This is a genomic window from Thermobrachium celere DSM 8682 (genome assembly GCF_000430995.1).
In the GTDB taxonomy this organism is placed as follows: domain Bacteria; phylum Bacillota; class Clostridia; order Clostridiales; family Caloramatoraceae; genus Thermobrachium; species Thermobrachium celere.
The window spans coordinates 1780489-1802488 of record NZ_HF952018.1; the positions used below are offsets into that span (position 1 = coordinate 1780489).

Below are 22000 nucleotides of genomic sequence, written 5' to 3' on the forward strand. Positions count from 1 at the left end.
GTTTACTTGACAGGGTGCAGTTCACATTATTTTGATAATTTTTAAAATCAAATAATTTATTATAATATCATACACTATGGAATTATAGAAAAAAAAGTTTGTCACTCAAACATCCTGATGGTATATACATAATATTCTTAGAAATTCTATCTGCATATTCTGTAGTTACAGGTAATCTTGTCTTTTTAAATGAACCAACATGAAGTTCTGAAAGATAATATATTTGTTTTACAATATCATCAAGCGGTATATCACCATAAACCTTTTCTATTTTTAATGGTCGTGGAGAACCTAGCTTTATATCGTTGGTAACTAAATAAGCATATTGTCCGTTAGTTACATAACATCCAGCTTCAGGATTTATGAACACATTTCCTTTCTTTGTTGCAAATTTAACTGCCCCTTGCTTTTTAACTTCTACTATATCAAATTTTATATTTTTACTTTGAAAATATTGCTTATACCAATTTATATCTTCTCTTGCAAATCCATCTCTATGAATAACAATATGTTTAGGTGGTTGATTAAATTTAGTCTCAAAGCTTAATATTATATTATCAAAAATTTCTTGTAATATTTTATCAACAATAATTTCTCCAGTCTGTGGAATTTCAGGTTTGAAATAATTTATAAATGTACCATTTTTATCAAATAATACTGAGGATGATGGATATCTTATTCCTTTTTGTGGATTACCTACATCTAATCCTATAAAACAATCTACATCTCCTGTAATTTCCTCTAATATCCATGGAACTCCTCCAGATTTAACAAGCATTCCTAAAGAAATCTCGTTTATATAATAAAGTCCATTATAATTATTCATATTACTGCAATCATTAATAACTTTTATACTGTCTACACATATCATCTGAGATGGTATTTTGTACTTAGCCCATACTGTTTTAAATTCAGAATAAGGATTATTTTCATCATGTTCATTTGGTATTACACATAAAACCAAATCAACTTTTTCATTATTTTTAATTAAATTCAAAGCAGTTCTTTTATATTCAGTAATATCCCCAATGTTATACTCATAAAAAATATTTGTTTCTTCTAAATCCAACAATCCTTCTATTTCAATTTTTTTATATAATTTTCCTTTATTTTTTATATAACCTTTTGTATTAAAGCTACTTATTTTTTCAAAAGCCATCTTAGTTTCTTCTAAATAACCTTTTGGACACATTACAGCAACCCTTATCTTATTATTAGGTTTCTTGAAATATCCTTTATTAAATACATCTCTTTTATTTTTTATCTTTTCTTTATTTGCTACTAAAACATATGGCTTCTCAATTTTTCCTTCCTTAAATCCAAGTTCTGAAGTTCTACATAAATTAAAATCAAATTTTAAATTTCCCAACTCTTTTATACATCCAATATCATCTAAAAAGTCAGCTAGAACTTTCATTCTATAATTCATATTCATTTTAATATACTTTTCAATATCTCTCGAAAATTTACTATCAATTTTTTTTAAACTTTCTCTATCAATTACTTGTTTTAAAGAATGTGGTATAAAATAAAGTGGCTTTTTATTACAACCCTTTACTTTAATTACATTTGCTTTTTTGTCTTCTTCAGTAAATTTATTAACTCTATATGATTGGTTTGTATTTATAAAATAATCTATTAATGATTGACCCTTCAATTCACTTAGTTTATCCGATATTGTTTTATCAATAATTTCTTCAATTATACCTGTACTATTTGTGTTATTAGTCCATATATAGTCAACTTTTAAACCTATAATCTTTTTATTTTCCTTCATCATATCATAAATTGTTTTTTCACTTTCAAATACATGTCTAATATCACACCTTAAATATGCATATCTGTTTTCATCAATATAGGGCATTATATCGAAAACTCTATATACTCTTATCCCATCATCATTTATAATTGACGTATATTTTTCTCCTTCGTTTTGTAGCATAACAGGATTATATATACTTTTCTTTAATTTTATCTTATACTTTTCAATTTTTTTTTTAGATTTTTCATCAAAAGTCTTCTTTTGTTTTAAAATTTTATTTATATGATATGCAATTAAATTTGAATATACTTCTTTATAGTTGTTTACGTCTAATTTTTTACATCCCGTAAATTCTATTTTTACTCCTTCTATTTGAGGTATGTTTTGTAATTGTTCTAATGAATAAAGGTAAGTATCTCCTTTCCTTGAAACAAACTTAAATTTATTTTGAGAAGATAATGCATATTCAGCTTTTCCTGACAATTGATAAAAATTATCTACACTTCCCACAGCACTTAAAGTATATTCATAAAATTCCTGTTCTTTTAATGGAATATTTGATTTAAATATTTCTAAGCAAAAATCCATAAAAAAACCCCTTTCCATTATATTATACATTTATATACGTTTAATACATTTATTTTATATTATTATATATATTTACATAATATCCATTTATATTATATACTATAATTTATATTTTTTTCAATTTATGTAATCTTTATTATATATAAAAAACATCAAGCAAACTGCTTGATGCCTTGATGCTTTTTATTTCAAAAGCAAAATGGAATAGTATCTTTAATTAAATGATTTATTTCCAACTATGTGACACTTTTATTGTTTCCATGCGTATTTCATTATTTCTATTTTGTCTTTTTCTGTCTTTGCTGTGGATACAAGTTCATCTAATTTATTTTCAAGCTCATCTTTATTTTTTATAAAACTTTCTTTATCTACCCTTCCTTTCTCAACCTCTTCAATCTTTTCCCTCTGTTTTCCCAATATTCCACTTCCATATCTATGTCCTCTTCTTTAAATAACACATCACAATTTACAAACCACATAGGCATGTAGATTGAAAGGCAGGGAATCGATGAACCTGTTGCCCAAATATTTATCTCTCCATTTATTAATTCTACAATCATACTTCCTGTAGTTTCACTGGATATCAGGCTACCTTCGTGCATATATATTTTTCATTGAATCATTTAATTTGTTCCTCTCTTCTTTTTCGTGGTACCTTAAAATGTTTTTAAACTCGTTAACTGTTTTTACCAAAAATGACAGAACCATTTTTTGTTGAGTTTTTTAATGCAATCAGCGTATCACACATATTTATCCCCACCCATAAAATAGTTTATTTTATATATGTTGTTTATTCTAATAATATATTCTAAAAAAAACAAATTTAAATTCCTTCTAAACTTCCACAAAACGCTAAAAGTGGCACTATTTAAGCCACTTTTCAATTAATTATTCAACCACATTAACCCCTTCATATGCCTACTTTAGATTTTCGTAGAATTAAGCTTCTGCAGTCTTTATATAAGAAGCATATACTAATTGTTAGAACACATAAAATACCCCATCCTATAAAACTAATTTAAAAGCATTAAATACATTTTAAATTTCTAATGATTCATTTATACAATTTTCATGAAGCAACTTACAAAATATAATTCAATTACACCATCTATAATAATACCTAATCTCCATCCTATATATGGGTCTATCCCTAGAATACATGTTAACAATAAGCAAAACAACATAAACCCCTATTTGCATTTTTTTAAACACTAATAGGGGGTTTTTATTTTAGTTCATCTTAAATTGTTCAGTTTTTGATTCACTACATATAAACCTTTCAAATTAAATGTAACATCTAAAATTCAATATTGTTAGATTAAAATACCTCGCTTCCCCCTTACCATTAACGACTCTCCTGCCCAGTTTCAATTCCAATATGGTCCGATTAAAACTAGCTAAAGAAAAACTTCCTTACACATTTGAATTAGGTTTCAATTCCAATATGGTCCGATTAAAACCAATTAGAAAATATATATAAAAATTACCAAAGCATATGTTTCAATTCCAATATGGTCCGATTAAAACGCTTGCTTAAAGGAAATGTATAGAGTTTTAAAGCCTAAGTTTCAATTCCAATATGGTCCGATTAAAACAACCTACACAAGAAAATATAGATAAACTTAATAATTTAGTTTCAATTCCAATATGGTCCGATTAAAACTGATAGAAGAATATATGAACGAAATTGAAATGCTAGGTTTCAATTCCAATATGGTCCGATTAAAACATTATTATTTTGCATTATCATATACAAAAGAAGAAGGTTTCAATTCCAATATGGTCCGATTAAAACTTTTTTGAAATTGGCATTGAGCAACTGTCTGAAGAAAGTTTCAATTCCAATATGGTCCGATTAAAACAGTTTACAAGAGAAAATTTAGAGAAAGTGATAGTAGGTTTCAATTCCAATATGGTCCGATTAAAACCCGTTAGGGAAGTCGCATTTTATCTGGGTTGTGATAATGTAAAACCCTTATTTTTTTCGGGAACCTCCAGTCGATTAAAATCCATAGGAGGTTCACAAACTTTATTCCTCTATATACTAATATAACTTATTTTTTCCATAATTTCAATATTAAACTTAATTTAAAACTCCTTAATTTTCTTCATTACTTAATTTAAGAAGTTATATATTTGATAAAAAAAGCTTATATTTTTAACTCTATTTACAAGCAATCATACCAAAACCTAAACTATTTCTATCACCCAATCCACATTCATAGGCTACCTCTATAAGTTCAGGATTTCCTGTAATCTCACAATCAACTAAATATCCCTTTATCTTTATTCCATCTTTATAATGGATTAGTTTTGGTATATTCCTTTCAAAGGTAATATCAAATCTTGTATCATCTGGCAATTTGTTATACATTATTTCATACTTTGCAAGTATATTTTTTTTATATTTTCTATAAACCTTTCATCTTTTATATATAAATCCCTTTTTAATAACCTTCCATCCTCCTTTAATAAAGCTGTTGACATTGTTATAGGAGAAATAGATCTAAATTCCATCCTTTCTTTAAATTGAGGTATAGGAGGTATTGATATACTAACTGGTTTTAATATTGCTTGTCCTATCCTTACTTCATCCTTAAAAAGAATACACTTAACAAGATACTCTGTGATTTTAGACACAGGTGATGATATAAAAAGGTTTACATTTCCACTAAAAAATATCTTTTCTCCTTGAATTTTATAGTTTTCAAAAAATAAATTTGAAAAAGTAAACATTTTGTAATTTTTTTCATTACATTTAAATCCTCGATTATGTATTCTATTTGCTAACTCTTCATCTATTTCTTCTAAACATCTGTATATAAAAGATGAAATATAATAGTTGTAGTTTATATTTATCTCCTGTTCCTGCTTAGAATTTAAAATTAACTTGATCCTCATATTATCCCCCTTCTACATACCAAAAATACTCAGCCATTCTCTTTATTCTATCTCATATCAACCAAATCCTTTAATGTGTTTATTAATTTTTTGTAACAATTTATAAGTTTAATAAAAAAGAAGTCTTATATTTATCAAGACTTCTTAAAAAAATCTTCTATCTTTAATCTATCTCCAACTTCAATATCACTAAATCTTCCCTCTTCTGCCTCTATTACATAGTAACCCTTTTTTTCGTAGGCTATTTTTCCATTTTGTAGCCTCTCTATTTTCTTTATAACCACCATATCTTTATCTAAAAAAAGAACATCAAGTTTAAATCTCATGAAAAAAGTATGAATGCTGCTACAGGGTTTAAAAAGTATCGCCTCATAATGAGGCTTTTTTCTAAACATATATCCTAAAAGTCTATCTTTAAAGTTGTCAGCAAAATAAACAGTACATATTTCCTTATCTTTACATACAAGCTTTTTCATAATTATCACCTTAAAAAGAAGTTGTATATTTTAATAAGTGCAGGTCCTAATATTACAATAAATATTGTAGGAAATATAAAAAACACAAGTGGAAAGAGCATCTTTATAGGTGCCTTCATTGCACTTTCTCTTGCTGCCTGTTTTCTCTGTTCCCTTAGGTTTGCAGCTTCAATCCTTAAAACTTTACCTAAACTTACTCCAAGTTCATCAGCTTGTATTAGAGATGTAACAAAGGTTGAAAGCTCCTTTACTTCACATCTTTCACTTAAATTCCTTAATGCTACCTTTCTTTGAATACCCATTCTTATCTCCTTCAATGTTTTTGCAAACTCATCACTTAATTCTCCACTTATATTCTCTGTCACCTTAGCTAGTGCTCCATCAAATGAAAGTCCTGCCTCAACACTTACAGTTATTAAGTCTAATACATATGGTAAATCTCTAAGTATATTCTTCTTCCTTCTGTATATCTTTTTAGAAAGATTGAAGTTATAAATAAAGCTGGTTAAGAAAGCTACTAAAAGGGCTAAAATTAACGATTTTAAAATACTTTTTGAAATAAGGTCGAATATAATAAAGGATAATAAAAACGAAATAGATGTAGCCACTGCCTTTGTAAATATCCATTTTCCCAAATCATTTTTAGAATATCCAGCAAGTTCAATTTTTTTTGTTAACCTCTGCATTTTATATTGAGGTGTAAATTTCATAAAAAAGTTGTATAAAAAACTGTATAAAGGAAATACTGCTCTTTCTAAAAAGGACTTACCATCAATTTCATTCACATTAATATCGCTTTTGATCTTTTCAATTCTGTTTCTAAGGTTTATCTTATCTCTTCCTAAATAAAGAAAGAGCAAAGATATAACCGTAAATGAAAATAGAAAGGTTATTATTGATATCAAAGCAAGCATAAAATCCACCTCTATAAATCGACACTTATTATCTTCATTATTAAGAACACCCCAATTATTTCACTAAATATTGATAATGTAAGCATTCCTACTCCTATCTTTGTAGTAAAAAGAAGCATTATATATTCTCTGTTGAAAACATATATAACAGCTCCTAAAAATAAAGGAAGCATTGATATTATAATTCCTGTCAATTTTCCCTGTGCAGTTAGTGTTTTAAGTTCATTTTTTAGTTTTTGCCTTTCTCTTATGGTATCTGTTATGTTGTCTAGTATCTCGGCTAAATTTCCTCCAATATCTTTTTGAATAAGTATGGCATTTACAAGAAGATTTAAATCCTGTGAAGGTACTCTTCTTTGTAAGTTATAGAAGGCTTCCTGTTCAGAAAGTCCTAAACTCATCTCCTTTAAAAGCCTCTTAAACTCCTTTCCTAACGGATCACCAATTTGTTCTCCAACAACAGAGATGGCCTGTAAAAATGAATATCCAGCTTTAAGTGAATTTGAAATTACAACGATGGCTTCAGATAGCTGGCTGTCAAACTTCTTTATTCTATCTATTTTTCTCTTTAACATAAAAATTGAAGGAAAAGAAAAAGTAGAAAGAGATAGAGATAAAGCTACTATGATGTTTTTAGTAAATAAAAAAATAAGGATACCAACAGTAAATAAAATTAAAAATTCTATTACAATAAGCTCATTGTATGTTAAAGGTAAATCCGCCCTTATAATTTCAAGTTCTACGTATTCCCTTATTTTTGTATCAAATTTTAAATTAGGTACAAGTTTTGAAAGGGATTTTATAATACTTTTTCTTTCCTTTTTTTCTTCATATCTATAATCAATATAACCCTCATCAAAGTATTTTAGTTTATTAACTGGTTTATTTTTATTAAATATCATAAGAAGTATTGATAACACAAAAAGAAAAGAAGTAAAAAATGTACCTATAATAATTATTAAAACCATACTATCACTTCCATATTACATAAATATTTCTTGTGGTATGTTTATTCCCTTCTCCTTAAGCTTTTGAATAAACTTAGGCATAACACCTGTAAAAACAAATTCTCCCTTTACCTTTCCTTTATTATCTACTCCTCTTTGTTCAAATCTAAATATATCCTGAAGTATTATTACATCTCCCTCCATACCCTGAACTTCGGTTATATGAGTTATTTTTCTGCTACCATCCATAAGTCTTGACTGCTGTATTATTAAATCTATTGCTGAAGCTATTTGATCTCTTATAGCTCTAACAGGCAAGTTCATACCAGACATTAAAACCATCGTTTCAAGTCTTGATAGCATGTCCCTTGGTGAGTTAGCATGCCCTGTTGTAAGTGAACCATCGTGTCCTGTGTTCATTGCCTGAAGCATATCAAGTGCTTCTCCTGATCTTACCTCACCTACTACAATTCTATCTGGCCTCATTCTTAAGCTATTTTTTACAAGGTCTCTTATTGTTATTTCACCCTTACCTTCAAGGTTTGCAGGCCTTGTTTCAAGTCTTACAACATGCTCTTGAGAAAGCTGAAGCTCTGCCGCGTCCTCTATTGTTATTATTCTCTCCTCATTAGGTATAAAGGATGACAATACATTTAATGTTGTAGTCTTACCACTTCCTGTACCTCCAGATACAACAATATTGAGCCTTCCTTGAACACAATACTTTAAAAACTCTGCCATTTTAGAAGTTAGCGTTCCAAATCTTATAAGGTCATCTACTGTAAAAGGATCATCTGAAAACTTTCTTATTGTTATCGAAGGTCCATCTATAGCAAGAGGGGGAATTATTGCATTAACTCTTGATCCATTAGGTAGTCTTGCATCTACCATAGGTGAACTTTCATCTATTCTTCTACCAAGAGGTGAAACTATCTTTTTTATTACATGCATTACATGGTCATCATTTTTAAATTTTGCATCAGTTAAAGTGAGTTTTCCATTTCTTTCTACGTATATTTTGTTTGGGCCATTAACCATAATTTCTGTAACGCTGTTATCTTTCAAAAATTGTGTTATAGGGCCAAATCCTATTATTTCATCTAAAAGTTCTTCCCTGATCTTTTTCTTTTGGGAATTAGTAAGGTTTAGAGATTCCTCCTCAATATGTTTTAAAATTATGGAGTTAATCTTTTGTGTTACCTCTTCGTTTTCCTCTGATATATCCTTAAAATTAATATCAAGTTCATCAATTACTTTATTTTGTATCTTGGCTTTAAGTTCAACATAGGGATCTACTTCCTTTTCTTGTCTTATCTGCTTTTTTTCTATGTTTTTTTCTTCAAGTCTTTTTATAAGAGACATAAACTCTGCCCCCTTAAATTTCTAATGTTTTGCATAGAGTTTCAATTGCCTTTTCTATTTTTGATTTTATTAGTTTATTTCCTTCTACAAAGGGCTTCCCACTATTTATTGAGTTTAAAACTATCTTTTCATCATCTGGTATAGTTAAAAATATTTCTTCCTTAAATACTTCCTCTGCTTCCTTTTTACCTATTCCATAATCTGTATTAAATCTATTTATAACTACCTTTACTTTGTTCTTATCATATCCTAAAGACCTCATAACCTGTAGTCCAAGTTTTGTGTTTTTAAGTGATGCAATGTCTATGTTGGATATAAATAATATATAGTCAGATATATCAAGTATATGGAGTGTAACCTCACTAAAGTTAATTCCTGTATCTACTATTACAACATCATAGTGCCTCTTTAGGATGTTTATAATTTTTTCTACTATTTCTTTACCTATATATTCAGATGCCTCAGGTTTTTTAGGAGCAAATAATATGTCAAGGTTTTTATTGTAACTAAAAAGATATGTTTTTAGGCTGTTGTATGAATCTGTATTTTCATCATCTATAGCATCAATTATGGTCTTTGAATCTACTGCATCAACAAATATAGATATATCACCAAACATTAAATCCATATCCAATAACAGAACCTTTTTAGTCTTGCTAAGCTCAACACCTACATTAACCGCTAATGTGGTTTTACCAACTCCACCCTTTGAACTGAAGAAGGTTATTATTTTTCCATCTTTATAGTGCTCTTGGCTTTTATTTATCTGTTTATATCTTTCATAGGTTAGTTTAATGGTATTAACTAAGGTGTCATAATTAAAGGGCTTTATTATATATTCCTTTGCACCATAGAACATAGCCTTTTTTAGATATTCACTCTCACCCTGAACAGACATTATAATTACAATTACTTCAGGATTTAGTGCTGTTATTTTTTCTGTTGCCTCAAGTCCATTTAAAACAGGCATGTTTATATCCATAAGCACAACATCTGGCTTTAGTTTTTTTATTTTGTCTACTGCCTCTTGTCCATCTACTGCTTCACCAACTATTTCAAAATCATCTTCAAGTTCTATTATTTTTTTTACTATATCCCTTGTTTCCTTAACATCATCTGCTATTAAAATTTTTATTTTATCCATATCATCACTCCTAATTGTTTGAAACGGGAACTTTTATAACCATACCTGGAACAATAATATTTTCATCTCTTATATTGTTTATTTCCTTAAGCAGATCATAATTATCTGGGTGACCATAAAAGGCTCTACTTATATTCCTTAATGTATCTCCCTTTTTCACCTTGTAGTAAACATATTTTTCTTCTTTATTTAAAAAAAAATCCTTCTCTAGTGCTCCATTTGTGTTTAAAATATCTGTACTTCTGTTTGATCTAAGAGAAAGCTTTATTTTCCCAATATCCTCTGCAAGGACTAATTTTTCTACATCCTGTGCAGGTACCTCTAAAGTTACAAAAAACCTAGGTGGAACTTTTCCATCATCCTTTGGATTGTTTTCTCGCGTTATATTTCTATCTACTGCTAAAACCTTAATATTTTGAAGAATAACCTTTGCTATATCTCTCCTTACTATTCTGTTGTTTTCTCTTTTTTCTGATAGAAAAACAATAACGTCAACATAGTCACCTGGTTTTAAAAGATATGAAACCCCTGTATCTCCTGTTACATTTACCGAAACTGCCCTATGATTTTCATCTATATTAAAGCTAAGTTCACTTATCTGCTGGCTCTGTATTTTTTCAAATATTAATATCTCATCCTTAATTATGTTCTCCTTTGCAAATTTACCTAATACTGAAGAATATTCTCTTACATACCCCTGTTGGCAGATATCTTTAGGTATATCTATTTCCCTTAACATCTTCTTTTCAATAACTGTTCCTTTAGGTATGTCAGCATTTGCAACTAAAACCTTAACAAATTCCTGTTTACTATTTTTAAAGTTAAACTTATTTAAATATACATAAACCATTGAAGTTAATATTAATGAGAGAATAAAGGCAAGTATAAAAAGCCTTTTAGTTAAAGTGTTCATCTTATCACCTACCTTGAAAGTTTAACACCATAGACGCCTGTATCCTTTAAACTCATATCTATTTCTGCATTTGTAACATATCTAATAAATCTGCCTGTTATCTCTGCTTTACCTGATTTTTTATTTATGTCTTCTACAAAAAACTGTGCAAACCCAACAACCAAAACCATTTTTCTCCCATTAACCTCCATTGTATTAACTAAAGGTATAGTCCAAAGTCTTATTGAATCTCTTTGAAAGTTATAAAAGGTGCTATTTTCTGAACTAATATAGTTTTTTAGATCATTAACAACCCCAGCCATATTACCTGGCTCAGTATCTAAAAGATCTCCAACACTTATTACCCCATCATAACCATACATTGCATTTATATAAAATACATTTGAACCTTGTCCACCTATTGCAAGGACATTATAGTTTCCATGATACCCATCTCCCGATTCTTCTTTTAGAGTAACCAAATCTCCATAGGTAAAATCATATGCAACAACTCCAAAGGGTCTAACCCCTCCTTTAACTGACTTGGCAGGTCCTAATATAGCCTTTGAATCTGAAACTACAATACTTTTATCCTTACCAAATATTTTTGCAAAAAAATGAGGAACCTGTTTTTGTGCAATTATTTTTATACTCTTTTTATCCTCTGAAATAAAAATGCTAGCCTTTGTACTGTCTACTCCATTTTTATTTAGATATTCCTTGGCTATATCCTCAGCTTTTATAGGGTTTGATGGTAACTCTAAGGCTGCTGCAAGACAAGCAGAATCTATAGCATTCTCTAGCTTTATTTTTTCGGCATACGTAATACCAATGTCTATAACATAGGCTGAAAATGATAAAAGTGCAGCAAACATAATAAGTATTATTATGGCTGCATTTCCCTTTTTCTTCATTTAAACCACCTTCATTCAACCCGCATAGAAGTCTCAGCAGAAAGTTCTATTTTATTCCCCAATATGTTTTTAATTATTGGTATTATAAGGTCATACTCATATTCAACTCTAACCTTTAATGTGTCACCTGACTTTCTGTTTGTACTACTTGGGGTTATTGTTATGTTTATCTTTCGTTTATCTATACTTTGAGTGCTTTTATATACAGCTTGTACTATTTCATTATCATCTGCCCCAATTATTCCAATCCTTGCACCTTCTCTTGAGGCCGTTTGTATTGTTAAATATGAGTTTAAAATCATTCCAAATTCAGCTATCCCCATTACAATTAAAAGTAAGATAGGAAGGATTATTGAGAATTCAATCAATGCTTGTCCTTTTCTTTTCATATGATCGCCTCTTATCTAAAGAAATAGATATGCTTGAAGCATATCTATTTCTAAATTATTGAAGATTTGTAACTATATCGTTGAACTTAGCAGCTATTGCTGGTCCTAAAAGTACAAGTGCTCCAATTACAACTATTGCTATAAGTGCTACAAGTAATGCATATTCTACCATACCTTGTCCCTTAGTTTTTCTAGCTGCCATTAGATTAAATAAATTTCTTATCATATATATAACCTCCCTTAATATTGTTCGCTTTTGTTATCTGTTACTTTTATTATATTTAAATCAAAGTGCCTAAAATAGATTGCATAGGTACTGACATTTGTGTTATTTAGTAACAAAAAAATAGGGACTTTAGTCCCTATTTTTTTGTTTATAGTACCCCTCTATGTTATTTTGTACTGCTAAAAGTGCAGCTTGGACTCTATCATGAACTCCTAATTTTTCAAATAGGCTTGTTGTATAGTTTTTAACAGTTTTCTCCGACAAAAACAGCTTACTTGCAATTTCTTTATTGCTAAAACCTTGAGAAATATACAGTAAAACCTCAACTTCACGCTTTGAAAGTCTATCGAATATAGAGTTCTTATCTTCCTTACTTTTTATTTTACTAAATATAAGTGATACCAAGGATTTATCTATATATTTTTCTCCACTATATACTGTATTTATTGCTTCAACAATTTCATCTGCTGCAGAATCCTTAAGTATATAACCATCAGCACCTATTTCAATAGCTTCAAATAGAGTATTCTTGTCACTCTCAACTGTTAAAATTATAGTTTTAACATCTATATTTTCATTTTTAATTACCCTTAAAACATCTATTCCTGTAAAATATGGCATATTTATATCCAAAAGTGCAACATCTAAACTATTTTTTCTTATATGATCTATTGCCTCTTTACCATCCCTACACTTAAACAAAATTTGCATGTTACCTTCTAAACTTATTATTTTTTCCAATCCTTCTCTTATAAGCATATGATCATCAGCAATTAATATTTTAATCATCCTTTACTACCCCCCTATTTACAGGAAGTTTGATTTTAAACTTTGTCCCAATGCCCTTTTTAGACTCAAGTTCAAACTCCCCTTGTAATTGTTGTACTCTATCCATAATACCTAAAAGGCCATAATTTGTTCCTTGAGTTTTAACCTTCTTTAAAGTTTCTTCAACATCAAATCCTACTCCATCATCAATTACAACTATCATTAGGTACTTAGTTCCATAATCGAGTTTTATCTCTACATTTTTTGCCTTTGAATGTTTCTTTATATTATTTAGTATCTCTTGTATTATTCTGTATACAGCAACTTGTATTATAGGTTCAACTTCATCATTAATTGGTTTAAGTTTCAAATCAATATTAATATCAGTTTCCTCTTTAATTGATTTTGCATATTCCTGTATTGTCTGAACTAATCCTAAATCATCAAGGGACATTGGTCTTAAATCAAATATAATTGCTCTAATCTCTTTAAGTGCTGTCTTTAATACTTCCTTAAGTTCAGTAAGTTCATTTAGTCCTTTATCTAAGTCCTTAACTATAACCTTTTTTGTAAAATCAATTCTCATAACTGCAGATGCAACATATTGTGCAGGTCCATCATGTATATCTCTTGCTATCTTTTTTCTTTCGTCCTCTTGAGCCTCTAGTATTTTTATTCCTATTAGCATTTCTGATTCTTTATCATCAACATTAACCAAACTTAAGGCTTCACCTTCTAAATACTTTAATGCTACAGATATTTGGCTTATTACCTTCTGTGCATTATTTATATTCTCTTCTAGTTTTTTAAGCTGCATTTCTAACCTATCTCTTTTATCCCTTAATATCTTCTCTTCATTTCTTTTTGTCATTAGCTTAAGTCTTACTTCATAAGCCTTATCATAAACATCCTTTATTTCACCCTCTGAATATTTATCAAATCTGCTTGAAACATCAGCAAGCTTCTGTCTCATCCTTTTATCTAAAGCTTCAAGCTCATCAACTTCTTTTATGGTTAGAACAATCTTTTCTTTTAATTCTTTAAGTTCAAAAATAAATTCGGCTTCTTCTTTCTTTATGTTGTCAATTATGTTTACAATCATTTCCTTGCTACTAGTTATTTGTTCTATTATCTTCTTTATAATATTGTTAATTTCACTAATGTCGGTGTTTTTTCTTATCATCAATATCACTCACTTTAAATTATTTTTTAATTATATTATAACTTTAATAAAATTTTAAACAAATGGCACACTACTTTTTTCGAAATAATGTATTCTAACTTTATACTTATTTTTCCCATTTTATAAAACATAAAAACAATATGTGTTATTATATGGAAAATTTCACATTTCACTTGGGTGACACTTATAAAAAAAACACACCCATGTGAAGGGTGTGAATCCAACGAATGGAAAATGTCACATTTCACGTGGGTGGCACTTTTGGTAGAGTTCTTTTAAAGGTATATTGTTTTTTTCTGCTATTTTCTTTAGGTCTTCATATTCTGGTTTTACATTTACTATCTTATCCTTATATCTTGCTATCTTAACTCTAACTTCTCCATATTCAGTTTCTATCTTTTTTATTTCTCTTTTGAGTTCAACTCTATCTATTTTAATTTTTCTTACTCCTATTGTTGTTGATTCTGTAAATATTATGTCTAAGATTTCATCTTCTTTAGATTTTGATGTAATTACGTTTAAAATAACTGCCGGTCTATTTTTTTTCATATAGATAGGTGTATAATATACATCCTTTGCTCCTGCATTTAAAAGTTTTTCCATTAAGTATCCATACATTTGTCCTGTCATATCATCTATATTTGCTTGTATTAAGAAAAGCTCATCCTGTTCATCATCAGATAATATCACCCTTAGGACGTTTGGTTTTTCTGTTTCTCTTTTTCCTGCACCATATCCAACGTTTTTAATAACTAATGGGCAATCCATTTTAAAATCCTCTGCAACAGCTTTAATTATTGCTGCACCCGTTGGTGTTGTGAGTTCAAACTCTCTTTCGTCTGAATATATAGGAATTCCCTTTAATATTTCTGCTGTTGCAGGTGCTGGAACTGGTAAAACCCCATGTTCACATTCAACAAAACCTCTACCTGTATTAATAAAGGAAGAAATAACCTTATCAATCTTCAAATATTCTATACATATTGAAAAGGCAACAATATCTATTATTGAATCAGTTGCACCTACTTCATGAAAGTGAACATCATATAGTCTTTCACCATGAACCTTAGCTTCTGCCTCAGCAACTATTCTAAATATCTTTTTTGATAAAACCTTAACCCCTTTACTTAGATCACTTTTGTCTATTATTCCTTCTATGTCAAATAGATTTCTAGAATGGTGCCTATGTTCTGTTAGTATAACATCAAACTGTGTTGCATCTATACCTGATTTCCTAACTTTTTTTATGTCTATCCTATATTCTTCATCTATATTTAACTTTTTAAGTTCCTCTAAAAGATATTCCTTTGAAACCCCAAGATCCAGTAGTGCTCCTACTGCCATATCTCCGCTTATTCCAGAAAAGCAGTCAAAATAAAGTGTTCTCAAAATTACTCAACTCCCTCTGCTACTCTTTTGTTTATTAAAGATGCTATATAACCTGCTCCAAAACCATTGTCTATGTTTACAACAGATACACCTGCTGCACATGAATTTAACATAGTTAAAAGTGCTGATAGTCCATTGAAGTTTGCCCCATATCCTACACTTGTTGGAACAGCAATTACAGGTACATCAACAAGTCCTGCTACAACCGATGCAAGCGCACCCTCCATCCCTGCAACTGCCACAACAACATTAGCCTTTCTTATTCTTTCTAAATTATTAAATAGTCTATGTATTCCTGCAACTCCAACATCATAAATTCTATCAACATTATTTCCAAAAGTCTCTAAAGTTATAGCAGCCTCCTCCGCAACCTTAATATCAGCTGTTCCACCTGTTACAACAGCAACCAATCCTTCCTTTTTTATATCCTTTGGATTTATAACACATATTCTTGCTACTTCACTATATATTAAATTATCTGTTACTTCACAAATGGCTCTATATGCCTCTTTACTTACCCTTGTTGCAAGTATATTTTTATCTAGCTTTAACATATCTTCAACTATTTTCTTTAAATGTTCTAATTCCTTTCCTTCGCAGTATATAACCTCAGGGTAACCAACTCTAATTCCCCTGTGGTAGTCAAGTTTAGCAAATTGTAAATCTTTATATGGCAAATAAACAAGCTTATTTAAAACTTCCTCCTGTGTAAGTTCTCCATTTTTATAACCTTCAAGTAGTGAAATAATATCATTCTTTTGCATCATTTACCTCCCATCATAACTTCCTCTTTTATATCCACCTAAGTCTAGAGTAACATAATTAAATCCTATCTCTTTAAAATATTCATTTACTCTATTTAAAAATTCTCTATTTAAAATTTTATCCATCTCATTTTCTGCAACTTCTATTCTTGCTAAATCCTTATGACATCTTACTCTTACTTGTCTTATTCCATTTTCAATTAAAAATGTTTCTGCTTTATCTATCATCATAAGTTTATCTATTGTAATTAAATCCCCATAGGGTATTCTTGTAGTAAGACAAGCATAGGATGGCTTATCGTATGTTTTAAGACCTAACATTTTAGATAGCTCTCTTATTTCATTTTTTGTAAGTTCTGCTTCTAATAAGGGACTTCTTACATTAAGCTCCTCAAGTGCCCTTTTACCAGGTCTATATTCATTTAAATCATCAAAATTTGTACCATCACATACATAATTTATACCTATCTCATTGGCATACTCTAAAAGTTTTGAAAATATAAACCTTTTACATATATAGCACCTATCCTTAGGATTATTTTTAAACCCTTCTATATCCCTTATTGGATCAATATTTATTTTTATATGTTCAACCCCTAAACTATCTGTAAACTCCTCTGCCTCCATTATCTCCCAAGTTGGATATATATATGATACTGCAGTTGCAGCAACTACTCTATTTCCAAGAACATCCTTTGCAACTTTAAGTAAAAAGGTACTATCAACACCGCCCGAAAGAGCAACCATTACACTCCCCATATCATCTAGTATTTTTTTTAATTTTTCTAACTTAGCCATCATAAGCATAACTTCACCCCATTAGTTTTTCTATTTCAATTATACTATAAAACTTAAACAGCTTCATCAATAAGTAAAAATTAAGTTTATTACAAAACAAGTTCCAATTTTTATTTTTGTGTAACAATTTAGAACTCTTTTAAATTTAGAACTATTTATATATGTATTGAAATTTGTCGAATTCTGTATTAAATTATAATTTGTTGTTTAAAAAACATAGGAAAGGAGATATATATGGAAAAGTTAATCAGCATTTTAGGGGTCATTGTTCTTATTGGTATCGCATTTTTACTATCAGAGAACAAGAAAAAGGTAAACTGGATTTTAGTTGCTAAGGGTCTTACTATTCAAATTATATTTGCACTTATAATCTTAAAATGGCCAACAGGTCAAAAGGTGTTTGATATACTAAGTAGAGGCGTTACAAGACTTCTTGGTTTTACACAATCAGGTACATCCTTCTTATTTGGAAGCCTAATTGATCAAAATCAATTTGGAGTTATTTTTGCACTACAAATTCTTCCAACAATTATATTCTTCTCAGCTTTAATGAGCGTTCTTTACTATCTTGGAGTTATGCAAGCTGTTGTTTCATTCTTAGCAAAGATAATGCTAAAAATTCTTGGAACATCTGGTGCTGAATCACTTTCAAATACTGCAAATATATTCTTAGGTCAAACAGAAGCTCCACTTTTAATTAAGCCATACGTAAAGGATATGACTCGTTCAGAGCTTCTTACAATAATGGTTGGTGGAATGGCAACTGTTGCAGGTGGAGTTATGGCAGGATATATTGCAATGGGTATTGATGCAGGACACCTTATTGCAGCAAGCCTTATGGCAGCACCTGCTAGCTTAATGATTTCAAAGATAATGCTTCCTGAAACTGAAGAACCAAAGACTAAAGGTAAAGTTGATATGGAATTTGAAAAGATGGATGCTAATGTAATAGATGCTGCAGCTCGTGGAGCAGCAGAGGGACTTCACCTAAGCTTAAACGTTGGTGCTATGCTTATTGCCTTTGTTTCACTTATAGCTCTTTTAAATTATATTACAGCTAAGGTAGGTTTATTAATAGGAATACAAGGATTAAGTCTAGAATGGATACTTGGAAGACTATTTGCTCCAATAACATTTATAATAGGAGTTCCATTTAAGGATATAATACAAGCAGGAAGTTTATTAGGACAAAAGATTGTTATCAATGAATTCTTCGCATTTGCAAATCTTGCTGAACTTGTAAAATCAGGTGCTCTAGATAAGAGAACTATAACACTATTAACTTATGCTCTTTGTGGATTTGCAAATATAGGTTCAATAGCTGTTCAAATTGGTGGAATCGGTGGAATTGCTCCTGAAAGACGTTCAGATATTGCAAAGCTTGGAGTTAGAGCATTAATAGGTGGAACACTTGTTGGACTTTTAAATGCAGCAATAGCAGGTATTCTTCTATAAAAAAAATATTGGGGATAATCCCCAATATTTTTTTATAGAACCTATTCAATACTAAACTCAAAAACTATTTTTATACTAAATTTATTATCCTTGAACAATATGATATTATATTCTCATCATGAGTTACTATAATAATTGTTTTTCCTTGGCTGTGCAACTCTTTTAGTAGCTCCATAATTTTTTTACTATTTACTTTATCTAAACTTCCTGTAGGTTCGTCTGCTAAAATAATTTCACTTTTTTTTAATATTAATCTTGCAATAGCTACTCTTTGTTGTTCGCCTCCAGATAATTCATAAATCTTTTTATCTAAAATGTCTCCTAATTGTACCTTATCTAAAGCTTCCAACATTATTTTTCTGTTACTCTCATTATCTTTATTTTCTAATACAATTTTTAAATTTTCATATACTGTAAGATCATCTATTAACGCAAAGTTTTGAAATAAATATCCTATTTTGTTTTTTAATAAATTCCTTACTTTTTTCCTATCGCTTATTTTTATTTCTTCACCATAAATTATAACCTTTCCCTCATCACATTCTTCTAATAAACCAATAATATTTAACAATGTTGTCTTTCCTGAACCACTTGGTCCCATAATACCTAAAAATTCACCCTTTTTTATCTCCAAATTAAATCCTTCAAAAATTTTTTTACCACTATATGTTTTATAAATATTCTCTAACTTTATTAAACACATTCTTTTACCTCCTGTATCTACTCGCCTTTTAATGACAATATAGCCTTGTTTTTTAAATATTTATTTATATAAATTAGGTATATTGATATTTCAAGAAATATTATTAATAAAAGAACTGGATTTATAATCATTGCAATAACTATTGTAATTGAACAACTTATTAAAATAAACTTCCATATTACTTTAATTGGACATTTACCTATTAATTTGTATACACCTAATTCTTTCTTTCTAAGTTCTAAAAATATAATAACCAATGATATTATGCAAACTAAAAACGCCAAAAAACTATTTATTATATATGAAATATTTCTATATAGTTCTAATTCTAAATCTTGTTTTATTTTTTCATAATCTACCTTAAGTGGAACCACATATATACTGCCTTCATTAATACCAAGTCTTTTAAATCCTTTTTGAAGCTGTTTTGCAGCATATTCATCTAGTAAATTAAATCCATATATATAATATTCTTCTTTTTCAATATTTGTTATTTCAAAAATACAATCATAAATGTACATATTTGGGAAAAAAATTGAGTCATAAACTTGTCCATCTTTTATATATATAATATTCGTATTTATCATATTTTTCTCTGATAAATTTCTTTTATATTCATTTAAAAGTATACTTTCATATTTTTTGTAATGCATGGGTACTAATATTGTATTTTTATTAATTTTATCCTCTGTTATTTCTTTACCTTTTTCATCTAAAATAGTTAAATATTTTAACATATTTGGTGAAATACTACATATTGTTTTATTATCATAACTTCTTAACTTTCTACTAGAAATAAATTTATTAAGTTCATTGTAATTTACGTAATCCGATACTCTTAATACATAAAAATGACTACTATCAATTGAATCTATTAATTTATTTATTTTTTCATTCAATTCCTTTTCTGGAGTACATGATGTATTTATCCTATAAAAATCATACCTACTTAATTTATTTATAGAAGATGTAGTATATCTTACTGAATTCATCGTAGTTATTGATTCATTCATTGTTATTAATAATATTAACCCTATTATAAATTTAAAACATATTAAAACATAAAATATCATTTTATTATTTTTTTTATTCTTAATTATAAGTACTTGATTAATATCTCTTACAAAAAAAACCCCAAAAATTATTGATAAAATAAAAACAAAAACAACAACCAAAATTAATATAAATACAATTTCAAAATATAAATGTATTTTTGTTTTGTCAGTTAAAATTACATATATTCCAAAAGGTAAAATTAACATAAAACTGAATAGCATTGTTTGTATAAGCATCCTAATAAAAACCCTTGAAATGATTTTTGTATCATTCCATCCATTTAATTTTAAAATACCGATTTCCTTTAATCTATGTACATAATACATAATTATGCTCAAAATTAATAAAAGAATAAGTGTTGCCTGAAATTTAATATTAAAATTTGAAAAAAAGAACTTCCAATCAACTTTTATTTTATCTCTTTTGACTACTCCACCAATTTTATATCCATTTTGCTCAAATAATTTTATTATTTTTTCAACTTTTTCCTCTTCATTACCAACAATATGAAAATATCTCACTTTTTGTTCTTTAATATCCTTTGCATCTTTATAAACAATTTTGTTTCTTGGTAATATACTTGGTTGTCTACCCATTTTAATATCTTTGCCTGGATTAATAAATGAAAACTCAAGATCACAATTAAAAAAACTTGTATTTTTAAAATTAATCAATACAATTGTTACATCGCTTTTTTGTGCATATTCTTCCAATCTATTGCAAGTTATACTTTTATTATCCAAACTAACATCATAAATAGTATCATTTAAACGATATTGTGCTGCATTAACAAATAATAAAAAAGTATAAATAATATAAATTCCCAACAAAACACCAATTATATTAAAAATTTTTTTCATATAATATCATTTCTCCCCTTCATAACTTTTGTATTATACAAAATATAATGCCAAAATAAAATACAAATAAATGCATTTTATTTTGGCTCATTCTAACATCTAATTTAATTTAGCGTTAATTATTTCTAAATTTTTATATCCAGCTCTATTGGGTTCAAATATATGTTTATATGTCGCACCTATTTGCACATATATTTTACCACTTTCACCAAAACCTGTTGTTCTGCCTGTCACTTCATTCCTTGTTCCTTCGTCATTTTGCACCCAAACTGTAGCTTTATATGCCAATCCATCTACTTTATTATCAACTATTTGTGAAAAAACAATATTATCACGTATTCCACCTGACCATGTCGCCCCACCATTATTAAGCGACTCTGAAGCTCCAAATACAAGTATTACTGTCATAAGCATAATTAATAATAAACTTGAAGTTAACTTTTTGAAATTCAATTACAACTCCCTCCTTATTACAATTTATATAATATACAACATTCACAGCTAACAAG

22 protein-coding genes and 1 CRISPR repeat array are annotated in these 22000 nt (G+C 28.7%); of the genes, 1 reads left to right on the top strand and 21 read right to left on the bottom strand.

The window, feature by feature from the left end:
• Window positions 1-82 precede the first annotated feature (82 nt).
• From TCEL_RS09350 to larE, 18 genes are all read right to left on the bottom strand, one after another.
• Window positions 83-2350 carry a Piwi domain-containing protein gene (locus TCEL_RS09350; RefSeq protein WP_018663454.1) on the bottom strand — a complete coding sequence of 756 codons (2268 nt, stop codon included), beginning with the start codon at window positions 2348-2350 and terminating at the stop codon, window positions 83-85.
• A gap of 249 nt (window positions 2351-2599) precedes the next feature.
• Window positions 2600-2767 carry a hypothetical protein gene (locus TCEL_RS13545; protein WP_018663455.1) on the bottom strand — a complete coding sequence of 56 codons (168 nt, stop codon included), beginning with the start codon at window positions 2765-2767 and terminating at the stop codon, window positions 2600-2602.
• Between the two features lie 947 nt (window positions 2768-3714).
• A CRISPR array of direct repeats spans window positions 3715-4278; the repeat unit is 30 nt; unit sequence GTTTCAATTCCAATATGGTCCGATTAAAAC.
• Between the two features lie 236 nt (window positions 4279-4514).
• On the bottom strand, window positions 4515-4724 hold the full coding sequence (locus TCEL_RS09355; RefSeq protein ID WP_018663457.1) for a CRISPR-associated endoribonuclease Cas6: 210 nt from the start codon (window positions 4722-4724) through the stop codon (window positions 4515-4517).
• Window positions 4724-5251 carry a CRISPR-associated endoribonuclease Cas6 gene (gene cas6, locus TCEL_RS09360; RefSeq protein ID WP_018663458.1) on the bottom strand — a complete coding sequence of 176 codons (528 nt, stop codon included), beginning with the start codon at window positions 5249-5251 and terminating at the stop codon, window positions 4724-4726. Before cas6 ends, TCEL_RS09355 begins: the two co-directional genes overlap by 1 nt.
• A 134-nt stretch (window positions 5252-5385) precedes the next feature.
• Window positions 5386-5727: a DUF192 domain-containing protein gene (locus TCEL_RS09365; protein ID WP_018663459.1), complete on the bottom strand. Its 342-nt coding sequence runs from the start codon at window positions 5725-5727 to the stop codon at window positions 5386-5388.
• A 5-nt stretch (window positions 5728-5732) separates the two neighbouring features.
• Entirely contained in the window at window positions 5733-6641 is a 909-nt protein-coding gene (locus TCEL_RS09370; protein ID WP_018663461.1) for a type II secretion system F family protein, read from the bottom strand.
• 11 nt (window positions 6642-6652) lie between these two features.
• Entirely contained in the window at window positions 6653-7609 is a 957-nt protein-coding gene (locus TCEL_RS09375) for a type II secretion system F family protein (RefSeq protein WP_018663463.1), read from the bottom strand.
• A gap of 15 nt (window positions 7610-7624) precedes the next feature.
• The gene (locus TCEL_RS09380) at window positions 7625-8950 is read right to left on the bottom strand and encodes a TadA family conjugal transfer-associated ATPase (protein WP_018663465.1); all 1326 of its coding nucleotides are present in this window, start codon (window positions 8948-8950) and stop codon (window positions 7625-7627) included.
• 13 nt (window positions 8951-8963) lie between these two features.
• Window positions 8964-10094 (bottom strand): CpaE/TadZ family protein, encoded by a 1131-nt coding sequence (locus TCEL_RS09385; RefSeq protein ID WP_018663468.1) that lies wholly within the window; start codon window positions 10092-10094, stop codon window positions 8964-8966.
• Window positions 10095-10104: 10 nt separating this feature from the next.
• Window positions 10105-11007, bottom strand: a complete 903-nt coding sequence (gene cpaB / locus TCEL_RS09390; protein ID WP_018663470.1) for a Flp pilus assembly protein CpaB — start codon at window positions 11005-11007, stop codon at window positions 10105-10107.
• An 8-nt stretch (window positions 11008-11015) separates the two neighbouring features.
• Window positions 11016-11900, bottom strand: a complete 885-nt coding sequence (locus TCEL_RS09395) for a pilus assembly protein TadG-related protein (RefSeq protein WP_018663472.1) — start codon at window positions 11898-11900, stop codon at window positions 11016-11018.
• 11 nt (window positions 11901-11911) lie between these two features.
• Window positions 11912-12289, bottom strand: a complete 378-nt coding sequence (locus TCEL_RS09400; protein WP_018663474.1) for a TadE family protein — start codon at window positions 12287-12289, stop codon at window positions 11912-11914.
• A 55-nt stretch (window positions 12290-12344) separates the two neighbouring features.
• The gene (locus TCEL_RS09405) at window positions 12345-12515 is read right to left on the bottom strand and encodes a Flp family type IVb pilin (protein WP_018663476.1); all 171 of its coding nucleotides are present in this window, start codon (window positions 12513-12515) and stop codon (window positions 12345-12347) included.
• 129 nt (window positions 12516-12644) lie between these two features.
• A complete protein-coding gene (locus TCEL_RS09410) occupies window positions 12645-13304 on the bottom strand; it encodes a response regulator (RefSeq protein ID WP_018663478.1) in 660 nt (219 codons plus the stop codon).
• Window positions 13297-14466, bottom strand: a complete 1170-nt coding sequence (locus tag TCEL_RS09415) for a sensor histidine kinase (RefSeq protein ID WP_018663480.1) — start codon at window positions 14464-14466, stop codon at window positions 13297-13299. Before TCEL_RS09415 ends, TCEL_RS09410 begins: the two co-directional genes overlap by 8 nt.
• Window positions 14467-14703: 237 nt before the next feature.
• Complete coding sequence (gene larC / locus TCEL_RS09420) at window positions 14704-15855, bottom strand: nickel pincer cofactor biosynthesis protein LarC (RefSeq protein WP_018663482.1); 1152 nt, start codon at window positions 15853-15855, stop codon at window positions 14704-14706.
• Window positions 15856-15857: 2 nt separating this feature from the next.
• Window positions 15858-16619: a nickel pincer cofactor biosynthesis protein LarB gene (larB, locus tag TCEL_RS09425; protein ID WP_018663484.1), complete on the bottom strand. Its 762-nt coding sequence runs from the start codon at window positions 16617-16619 to the stop codon at window positions 15858-15860.
• Window positions 16620-16622: 3 nt separating this feature from the next.
• Complete coding sequence (larE, locus tag TCEL_RS09430) at window positions 16623-17426, bottom strand: ATP-dependent sacrificial sulfur transferase LarE (protein ID WP_018663486.1); 804 nt, start codon at window positions 17424-17426, stop codon at window positions 16623-16625.
• Between the two features lie 225 nt (window positions 17427-17651).
• Here larE and TCEL_RS09435 point away from each other — a divergent pair, with 225 nt between their 5' ends.
• On the top strand, window positions 17652-18872 hold the full coding sequence (locus TCEL_RS09435) for a NupC/NupG family nucleoside CNT transporter (protein ID WP_018663487.1): 1221 nt from the start codon (window positions 17652-17654) through the stop codon (window positions 18870-18872).
• A gap of 70 nt (window positions 18873-18942) precedes the next feature.
• Here the strand turns inward: TCEL_RS09435 and TCEL_RS09440 are convergent, their stop codons facing one another.
• From TCEL_RS09440 to TCEL_RS09450, 3 genes are all read right to left on the bottom strand, one after another.
• Window positions 18943-19575, bottom strand: a complete 633-nt coding sequence (locus tag TCEL_RS09440) for an ABC transporter ATP-binding protein (RefSeq protein ID WP_018663489.1) — start codon at window positions 19573-19575, stop codon at window positions 18943-18945.
• 17 nt (window positions 19576-19592) lie between these two features.
• Entirely contained in the window at window positions 19593-21491 is a 1899-nt protein-coding gene (locus TCEL_RS09445) for a hypothetical protein (RefSeq protein ID WP_018663490.1), read from the bottom strand.
• Between the two features lie 99 nt (window positions 21492-21590).
• Window positions 21591-21944: a hypothetical protein gene (locus tag TCEL_RS09450; RefSeq protein ID WP_018663492.1), complete on the bottom strand. Its 354-nt coding sequence runs from the start codon at window positions 21942-21944 to the stop codon at window positions 21591-21593.
• Window positions 21945-22000: the final 56 nt, after the last annotated feature.

Coding starts and splice junctions, on each gene's coding strand:
- TCEL_RS09365 (WP_018663459.1), bottom strand. CDS start 5,727: ATGAAAAAGCTTGTATGTAAAGATAAGGAAATATGTACTGTTTATTTT.
- TCEL_RS09380 (WP_018663465.1), bottom strand. CDS start 8,950: ATGTCTCTTATAAAAAGACTTGAAGAAAAAAACATAGAAAAAAAGCAG.
- cas6 (WP_018663458.1), bottom strand. CDS start 5,251: ATGAGGATCAAGTTAATTTTAAATTCTAAGCAGGAACAGGAGATAAAT.
- TCEL_RS09445 (WP_018663490.1), bottom strand. CDS start 21,491: ATGAAAAAAATTTTTAATATAATTGGTGTTTTGTTGGGAATTTATATT.
- TCEL_RS09370 (WP_018663461.1), bottom strand. CDS start 6,641: ATGCTTGCTTTGATATCAATAATAACCTTTCTATTTTCATTTACGGTT.
- TCEL_RS09400 (WP_018663474.1), bottom strand. CDS start 12,289: ATGAAAAGAAAAGGACAAGCATTGATTGAATTCTCAATAATCCTTCCT.
- TCEL_RS09355 (WP_018663457.1), bottom strand. CDS start 4,724: ATGTATAACAAATTGCCAGATGATACAAGATTTGATATTACCTTTGAA.
- TCEL_RS09440 (WP_018663489.1), bottom strand. CDS start 19,575: ATGTGTTTAATAAAGTTAGAGAATATTTATAAAACATATAGTGGTAAA.
- TCEL_RS09395 (WP_018663472.1), bottom strand. CDS start 11,900: ATGAAGAAAAAGGGAAATGCAGCCATAATAATACTTATTATGTTTGCT.
- TCEL_RS09375 (WP_018663463.1), bottom strand. CDS start 7,609: ATGGTTTTAATAATTATTATAGGTACATTTTTTACTTCTTTTCTTTTT.
- TCEL_RS09435 (WP_018663487.1), top strand. CDS start 17,652: ATGGAAAAGTTAATCAGCATTTTAGGGGTCATTGTTCTTATTGGTATC.
- larB (WP_018663484.1), bottom strand. CDS start 16,619: ATGCAAAAGAATGATATTATTTCACTACTTGAAGGTTATAAAAATGGA.
- TCEL_RS09405 (WP_018663476.1), bottom strand. CDS start 12,515: ATGATAAGAAATTTATTTAATCTAATGGCAGCTAGAAAAACTAAGGGA.
- TCEL_RS09410 (WP_018663478.1), bottom strand. CDS start 13,304: ATGATTAAAATATTAATTGCTGATGATCATATGCTTATAAGAGAAGGA.
- larE (WP_018663486.1), bottom strand. CDS start 17,426: ATGCTTATGATGGCTAAGTTAGAAAAATTAAAAAAAATACTAGATGAT.
- TCEL_RS09385 (WP_018663468.1), bottom strand. CDS start 10,094: ATGGATAAAATAAAAATTTTAATAGCAGATGATGTTAAGGAAACAAGG.
- TCEL_RS09415 (WP_018663480.1), bottom strand. CDS start 14,466: ATGATAAGAAAAAACACCGACATTAGTGAAATTAACAATATTATAAAG.
- cpaB (WP_018663470.1), bottom strand. CDS start 11,007: ATGAACACTTTAACTAAAAGGCTTTTTATACTTGCCTTTATTCTCTCA.
- TCEL_RS09350 (WP_018663454.1), bottom strand. CDS start 2,350: ATGGATTTTTGCTTAGAAATATTTAAATCAAATATTCCATTAAAAGAA.